This is a genomic window from Streptomyces sp. URMC 123 (genome assembly GCF_051386515.1).
GTDB lineage: Bacteria > Actinomycetota > Actinomycetes > Streptomycetales > Streptomycetaceae > Streptomyces.
On sequence record NZ_JBPQTV010000329.1, the window covers coordinates 1 to 7,239 of the forward strand.

The window sequence follows — 7,239 nt, forward strand, 5'->3', positions numbered from 1 at the left end:
GGCTGTGGCTGGGACCGGGGCTGGGGGCAGCCGCGATGACGGGTACGGGAGCGGGCGCGGGCGCGGAACCGCCGCCGGGGGACGGTGCGGGACCGCGGCCCGAGGCCGGGGCGGAGCCGTCGCCCGGGACTTCGGAAGCCGGTGCGGGCCCCGGCGTACGGGCCGGGGTCCCGGTCGGCGCCGCCCTCGCCACCGGGGGCGGTGACGGCTCCCTGCTCAGCGTCGTGGCGCGGGTGAACCTGACCACCGGCAGCGGCGAGATCAAGTACGTGAATCCGGTGCGCACCGGCCGGCTGTCGCCGCTGCGCGAGGACAGCCCCACGGTGATCCGGCTGCTCCGGCGGGACGGCGGGCTGCTGGACGAGTACCCGGTGCCGGTCAGGCTGAACTCGGAGCTGCTGCCCAGCGACGACCGGGTGGGCATCGTGGCCGCGCTGATCCCGGCGGCCCCGGCGGCCACGACCGTGGAGCTGCTGATCGCCGGGCGGGTCGTGGACACCTTCCACGGCGGGCCGCCGCCGGCCCCGGTCACCATGGCGTACGCGCCGACGGCCGCGGCGGGCGCGGAGGGCGTCCCGCTGCGGCTGGACCGGCCGCTCCAGGGCAATCAGACCTACGCCGTGCAGGTCAGCGACGACCACGGCGCGACCTGGCGGACGGTCGGGGTGGGCCTGCGGGAGCCCGTGTTCGTGCTCGACCGGACGCGGATCGCCCCGGTCGGGGGCGATCCGGCGACCGGCGGCGGGCCGGGGGACGTGGACGTCCGGGTCATCACGACCAATGGCTTCGTGAGCGTCACGGGGCGCGTCCAGACCTTCCGCGTCTGAGCCGGCCCGCGGGTCAGCCGGCCATCGCGGAGCCGGTCTCCAGCAGCGACTTGAGGTCGCTGAGCACCAGGCTCCAGCCGCCGCCCGCCTCCTTGATCTCGCCGGAGACCATGCCGGCGTGGGCCGGGGCGCCGGTGACGTCGTGGGTCACGGTGAGCGTGCAGACGCCGTCCCGGTCCTCGGCTATCTCGTAGGTCAGGCGCGTCAGGGGCTCGGCGGTCAGCTCCGGCCCGAACAGCATGCGGTACGTCTGCACGAGGCGGCGCGGCTCGTCGACCTCGACGACCTCCCCCTCGATGACCTGCTCCGGCGCGCCGTGCCGCAGCATCTCCTCGCTCGCCAGCGCCCGGAACGTGCCACCGGGCCGCAGGTCGTACTCGACGCGGCTGCCGTAGCCGTACCGCTCCGCCCACTCCGGCTTGGTGATCGCGTCCCAGATCGCCTGGGGCGTGGCCTTGATGTAGATCCGGTGGACCTGCACGGTCCGGCCCTCGGCGGCGGCGTCGGTGGCGGTGTTGGTGTTGGTGTTGGTGGTCATGGATTCCCCTCCAGCTCGTTCTTGAGCTCGGTGAGCGCCGTCACCCGGCGCTCGGTGTATTTGTCGATCCATCGATCGTGGATCTGCCGGATCGGCACCGCGTTCAGGAAGTGCAGCTTCTCCCGCCCCGACTTCCGTGCGACGACGAGCCCCGCCTCCTCGAGCACCTTCAGATGCTTCATGACGCCGAAGCGGGTCATCTCCACCTCGGCCTCGAGCTCCGTCAGCGTGCGCCCGTCCCGCGCGAACAGCAGATCCAGCAGAAAGCGTCGCGTCGGATCGGCCAGTGCCTTGAACACGCGGTCCTCATCCGTCACACCATGAGAATAGGTGACCAGATGGTCACATGTAAAGTTGAGGACGCACGTGCCGTGTCCGCGCGGGTGCCGGCCCGGGGGCGCCGCGACCACCCCCGTGGAAACGACCGCGCCCCGCCCACCCGGTGAGGGGTGGACGGGACGCGGTCGTACGGGCCGGGCTGGCGGCCGGAGGGTGCGCGGGGGCGCCGAGGGGTGCCCGGGGCCGTTACGGCGCCGGCGTCTCCGCCTGGCGCAGCTCGGCCTCGCGCTGGGTGCGGGCGACCCGGCCGCGGACGAGGAACCAGCCGCCGACCAGGGCCGCCACGATCAGCGGCAGGCACAGCACCGTGGTGCGGCCCGGGCCCTCGTCGGCCGCCATCAGACCGAGCACACCGGCGAGGAAGACCAGCGTGACGATCTGGGTGTACGGGGCCCAGGGCAGCTGGTAGCTCGGGCGGGTGACCCGGCCGTCCTGCGAGCGGCGCCAGAACAGCAGCGAGCAGACCATGATCATGCCCCAGGTGCCGATGATGCCGATCGCGGCGAAGTTCAGCACGATCTCGAAGGCGTCCGCCGGGACGACGAAGTTCAGGCCGACGCCCAGCACGCAGAAGAAGGCGGTGAGCAGGATGCCGCCGTAGGGCACCTGGCCCTTGTTCATGCGGCCGGTGAACTTCGGCGCCGAGCCCGACATGGCCATCGAGCGCAGGATGCGGCCGGTGGAGTAGAGGCCGGAGTTCAGGCTGGAGAGCGCCGCGGTGAGGACGACGAGGTTCATCACGCCGGCCGCGTACGGGACGCCGATCTTCGACAGGACGGTGACGAAGGGGCTCTCGTCGCCGGTGAAGGCGGTGTACGGCAGCAGCAGGGCGAGCAGGATGACCGAGCCGACGTAGAAGAGGCCGACCCGCCACATGATCGAGTTGATCGCCTTCGGCATGATCTTCTCGGGGTTCTTGGTCTCGCCCGCGGCGACACCGCACAGCTCGACCGAGGCGTAGGCGAAGACGACACCCTGGATGACCAGCAGCATCGGCATCACACCGGCCGGGAAGACGCCGCCGTTGTCGAGGATGTTGGACAGGCCCGGGGTGGTGCCGCCGACGTCGTTCTGGCTGACCAGCAGGAAGATGCCGATGGCCATGAAGGCGACGAGCGCGCCGACCTTGATGATCGCGAACCAGAACTCCATCTCGCCGAAGTACTTCACCGAGATGAGGTTCACGGCGAGGACGACCGCGAGGGCGATCAGGGCGAGCACCCACTGGGGAATGTCGCTGAACATTCCCCAGTAATGGGTGTAGGTGGCGACGGCCGTGATGTCGGCGATACCGGTCGTGGCCCAGTTCAGGAAGTAGAGCCAGCCGGCGGTGAAGGCGCCCTTCTCCCCCATGAACTCACGGGCGTAACTGACGAACGCGCCGGAGGACGGGCGGTACAGGACCAGCTCGCCGAGGGCACGGACGACGAAGAAGGCGAAGATGCCACAGACCGCGTAGGCGATGAAGAGAGAGGGCCCCGCGTTGGCGAGGCGGCCGCCGGCACCGAGGAAGAGGCCGGTGCCGATCGCCCCGCCGATGGCGATCATGTTGACGTGGCGGGACTTGAGATCCTTGCTGTACCCCGCGTCGCCGGCGTCGACGTGCCGTGACGCCGTGGGGGGAGCGGGTGCCTCGGACGCGGTGTCGGCCGCAGTGAGGGTGCGGTCACTCATGTGTGTCTTGGCCTTCTTTGGAGGGGTGAGCAGGACCGGGCCACGCTCGGACCCCGGCGGGGACGCCGGTTTCCGCGCTGGTCGGAAGGTATGGACGGGGTGGGGTGGACTCCTGCTCCCGTCTGCCGGCCGGCCGGAGAGCCCGGGCGGAGGCAGCGCTGGATCGAGGTCGTCCTGAGTACGGCGTGGGGGCCCCACGGGGGTTCCCGCGCGAAGAACCCCGGCGCGCTCAGGCGCCCCGAGGCGACTTACGCCGGTACGGACCCGGAGCGTGGCTCCCGGTCGGACCGCTCACCGCGGGATAAGGGCCGTCGCCGGCCCGGGAGGCGATGCGGCACTACGCCTGCGGAGCGCGCCGCGCCTCCCGTGCGCCAGACAGGGTCGCCCTGGGGCGCTCGCACCCCGGGGCATGACGGAGCGCCGTTTCGCCGGCGCTCCCGCGCCGCGTCGCTCCGTCGACTGTCTGACAAGTCCATGCGGTGAATGGTGAGAGGCGCGCAAGGGCGTCGTCAAGACTTTACGGATAATTGACATTCCCAGGTGGGAGCGCTAGCCGCCGCCCATTCCCGCCCGAGCGAGCGCGACGGGCCCGTGATTACGGGCCCCTCGAACGCACCGTATCGAGACGGTGACTTTGCGAAATGAAGGCTTTTTCTTTTTTCCTGTCAGCTCGGTAACCGGTGCTCGCGGCAGCACCGGTTACCGGCGGAAAGTCCCGCTCAGTCGCCGAACGCCAGCCGGATGCCGAATCCGGCGATCACCGCACCGCTGACGCGGTCGAGGGCCCGGCGCACGGCGGGGCGGCTCAGCCCGCCGCGGAGGGCGTGGGCACAGGCGATCAGCACGCCGAACCAGATCAGCCCGATCAGGACGTGGATGCCGCTCAGCAGCGTCCCGACGATCACATGGGAGGCGTCGGCCGGGATGAACTGTGGAAGGACGGCCACATAGAAGGCGCCGACCTTGGGGTTGAGCAGGTTGGTCGTGACGCCCTGACGCCAGCCGGCGCGGAGGGCGCCTCGGGGGCCGGGGGCGGCGGGAGCGGTGGCGGCAGTGGCGGCGGTGGTGATTCCGGGGTCGGAGGCCGCGGCGGTGGATGCGGTCGGGGTCGCCGCGGGGGCGCCCGGCTCGCCGCCGGGCGAGCGGCGCCGGGCGGCCATGAGGATGCGGACCCCCATCCACACCAGATACGCGGCTCCGGCCCAGCGGAGCACCTCGTACGCCAGGTGGGAGGCCGTGAGCAGCGCGGTCACACCGAGGGAGGTCAGCACGCCCCAGGTGAGGGCGCCGGTCTGTATCCCGAGCACCACGCCCCAGGCGGCCCGGCGGCGCCCGACCACGGCGGTGCGCAGCACGAGAGCGGTGTCCAGGCCGGGGGTGAGCGTGAGCAGTCCCACGACGAGAAGGAAGGACCACAGGTCGGTCGAGTTGATCATGTACGAGGACTGTAGCGGTGCGGCGCGCCGAACGGCGACATCCTGCCCGATATCGGGCAGATGGCGGGACATCGGCAGCGCCACGGATCGGTGTCACCTCCGTCGCCCCCAAGGTCTACAAGGCCGTGCTGGCGCTCGACGCCGCTGCCCGGGAGGGACTAAACCCGGTCCTGCTGGAACTGGTGCAGATCCGGGCCTCCCAGATCAACCGGTGCGCGTACTGCATCGACTACCACGTCGGGGACGCGCGCAGGGCGGGCGAGAGCGAGGACCGGCTCCACCAGCTCAGCGCCTGGGAGGAGTCCAGTCTCTACACCGCGAAGGAGCGGGCCGCGCTGGCGCTCACGGAGGCCGTCACCCGACTGCCCGGCGGCGTGCCGGACCGGGTGTACGACGAAGCCGCCCAGCACTTCGAGGAGAAGGAGCTGGCCCAGCTCATCGCGCTGATCTTCACGGTCAACACGTGGAACCGGATGAACGTCACCACGCGCAAGACGCCGGGCACGCCCTGAGCACCGGCCCGTCCGCGGCCGCCAACCTCGCAGGTCGGCAACGGGCCGGTCAGTGAACGGGCAGGGGAGCGTTCGGGTCAGGAGCCTGCGGGCGTGGCGTAGCCCCCGTAGCCGACCCAGTCGAGGAACACGCAGGGCTCGTCCCCGAGCACCCAGGCGTCATGGCCCGGCGCGACCCGCAGGAAGTCGCCGGGCCCGGCCTCTCCCGACTCACCGTCGTTCATGACGATCTTCAGGCGGCCGCTGACGACGTACCCCGTGTGCGCGGCCTCGCAACTGTCGGTCCCGGCGATGGGCTTGACGTGCTTGGACCACTGCCAGCCCGGTTCGAAGACCGCGCGCCCCACCGGTCCCCGCTCGGTGGTGAACAGATCGAGCCTGCCCTTGCCGTCCTCGAACGGACGGGTCTCGTCCGCGGAGTCGAAGTTCTTGCATACGATTCCGGCCATGTCATCCGCCTCCCGGCGGCGAGCGTTCGGGCCCCGAGTCCACTTCCAGGCTACGCCGGGCGGGGGCGCGTACGGCAGGGTCACATGCCGCGGAAACGCCCGGCAGGCAGCGGGCCGGGGCGCCCCGCCGTGGATCACAGCGCCCCGTACACCGCCTCGATCAGGGCCGTCTTCCGGGGGTCGTCGGCGACCCGGGTGCCCATCCTGTTCATGACATAGCCGATGCCGAGCCGGGCCTCCGGGTCGGCCAGCCCGAAGGACCCGCCGTAGCCGTCGTGGCCGAAGGCCCGCGGGTTGGGCCCGTACGAGCCGCGCCGGCCGCTCAGCCAGCAGCCCAGGCCCAGCTCCGTCTCCCCGCCGAAGGCCGCGCCGAGGACGAGGTCGACGCAGGCGCCCTGCCCCTGCCGGACCCGCTCGACGGCGGCGGGGCCGAGCGGTCCGCCCGGCGCGCCGGCCAGCAGGGCGTAGAGCTGGGCGACCGCGCGGGCCGTGCCGTGGCCGTTGACGGCGGGGAGCTCCGCCCGCCGCCACGGCCCGGTGTTGGTGTCGGCACCGAGGAGGGGATTGGCGAGGGCCGCCCGCGCCATCGGCGACGCCTGGGCGAAGAGGGCCGCCCGTTCGCCGCTCGGATCGCGCGGCGGGAGCACGACCTCGGCGACCCTGCCGTCCTCCGTGGGCGGCAGCCCGATGGCGAAGTCGATGCCCAGGGGCTCGGTCACCCGCTTGCGGAGGCAGTCGCCGGGACTGCTGCCGACGATGCGCCGGATGACCTCGCCCACCAGGAATCCGTAGGTGAGGGCGTGGTAGCCGGATCGGGTGCCCGGCTCCCACCACGGCTCGGTGGCCGCGAGCCGGGCGGCCACACCGTCCCAGTCGTAGAGGTCCGTGACGCTCACCGGCTCGCGGAACGCCGCCAGGCCGGCGCGGTGCGACAGCAGGTGGCGTACGGGGATCGCCTCCTTGCCCGCCGCGCCGAACTCCGGCCAGTAGTGGGTGACCGGCGCGTCGAGGTCCAGCAAACCCTCCTCCACCAGGATCTGGGCCAGCAGCGCCACGACGCCCTTGGTCGTCGACCAGACGTTCACGAGGGTGTCCCGCCGCCACTCGCGGGTGCGACCGGGGTCCGCCCAGCCGCCCCACAGGTCGACCACCGGTTCGCCGCCCACGGTCACGCACACGGCGGCACCGAGTTCGCCCCGGGCGGTGAAGTTCTCGATGAACGCGGCACGGACCGCCTCGAACGGTGCCGCGCAGTGCCCCTGAAGGTCGGTCACGCCCCTCACCCTCCCGCTCCCTCGCCCACCGGCGCCGACCACGGAGCAGCCGAGCTGTCGGACCTCGCCCGGGAGGCACCGGTTCCCCGGGCGCGGGACGCCGATGGTACGGGCCGGGGGGACGGCGGAGAAGGGCGCCGACGGCCCGTCGGCCACCCGTCGTACGTTCGCCCGCCACCCCGCCGTACGC

Annotated in this window: 7 protein-coding genes and 1 pseudogene; 2 read left to right on the forward strand and 6 right to left on the reverse strand. The window is 72.2% G+C overall.

Annotated features, from left to right (window positions below; all coding sequences use genetic code 11):
* A pseudogene (locus tag ACSNOD_RS26300) lies at positions 1 to 827 on the forward strand (hypothetical protein); the annotation flags it as partial.
* 13 nt (positions 828 to 840) lie between these two features.
* On the opposite strand, the gene ACSNOD_RS26305 reads toward ACSNOD_RS26300, so the two are convergent.
* From ACSNOD_RS26305 to ACSNOD_RS26320, 4 genes are all read right to left on the reverse strand, one after another.
* Entirely contained in the window at positions 841 to 1,365 is a 525-nt protein-coding gene (locus ACSNOD_RS26305; RefSeq protein WP_436769548.1) for an SRPBCC family protein, read from the reverse strand.
* On the reverse strand, positions 1,362 to 1,682 hold the full coding sequence (locus tag ACSNOD_RS26310) for an ArsR/SmtB family transcription factor (RefSeq protein ID WP_436769549.1): 321 nt from the start codon (positions 1,680 to 1,682) through the stop codon (positions 1,362 to 1,364). The genes ACSNOD_RS26305 and ACSNOD_RS26310 overlap by 4 nt, the downstream gene beginning before the upstream one ends.
* 208 nt (positions 1,683 to 1,890) lie before the next feature.
* The gene (locus ACSNOD_RS26315; RefSeq protein WP_436769550.1) at positions 1,891 to 3,378 is read right to left on the reverse strand and encodes an amino acid permease; all 1,488 of its coding nucleotides are present in this window, start codon (positions 3,376 to 3,378) and stop codon (positions 1,891 to 1,893) included.
* Positions 3,379 to 4,097: 719 nt separating this feature from the next.
* Complete coding sequence (locus ACSNOD_RS26320) at positions 4,098 to 4,814, reverse strand: LysE family translocator (protein WP_436769551.1); 717 nt, start codon at positions 4,812 to 4,814, stop codon at positions 4,098 to 4,100.
* A gap of 86 nt (positions 4,815 to 4,900) precedes the next feature.
* On the opposite strand from ACSNOD_RS26320, the gene ACSNOD_RS26325 reads away from it, so the two are divergent.
* Complete coding sequence (locus ACSNOD_RS26325) at positions 4,901 to 5,326, forward strand: carboxymuconolactone decarboxylase family protein (RefSeq protein WP_436769554.1); 426 nt, start codon at positions 4,901 to 4,903, stop codon at positions 5,324 to 5,326.
* 77 nt (positions 5,327 to 5,403) lie between these two features.
* Here the strand turns inward: ACSNOD_RS26325 and ACSNOD_RS26330 are convergent, their stop codons facing one another.
* Positions 5,404 to 5,775: a cupin domain-containing protein gene (locus ACSNOD_RS26330; RefSeq protein WP_436769552.1), complete on the reverse strand. Its 372-nt coding sequence runs from the start codon at positions 5,773 to 5,775 to the stop codon at positions 5,404 to 5,406.
* Positions 5,776 to 5,909: 134 nt separating this feature from the next.
* Positions 5,910 to 7,049: a serine hydrolase domain-containing protein gene (locus tag ACSNOD_RS26335; protein ID WP_436769553.1), complete on the reverse strand. Its 1,140-nt coding sequence runs from the start codon at positions 7,047 to 7,049 to the stop codon at positions 5,910 to 5,912.
* Between the last annotated feature and the right edge of the window lie 190 nt (positions 7,050 to 7,239).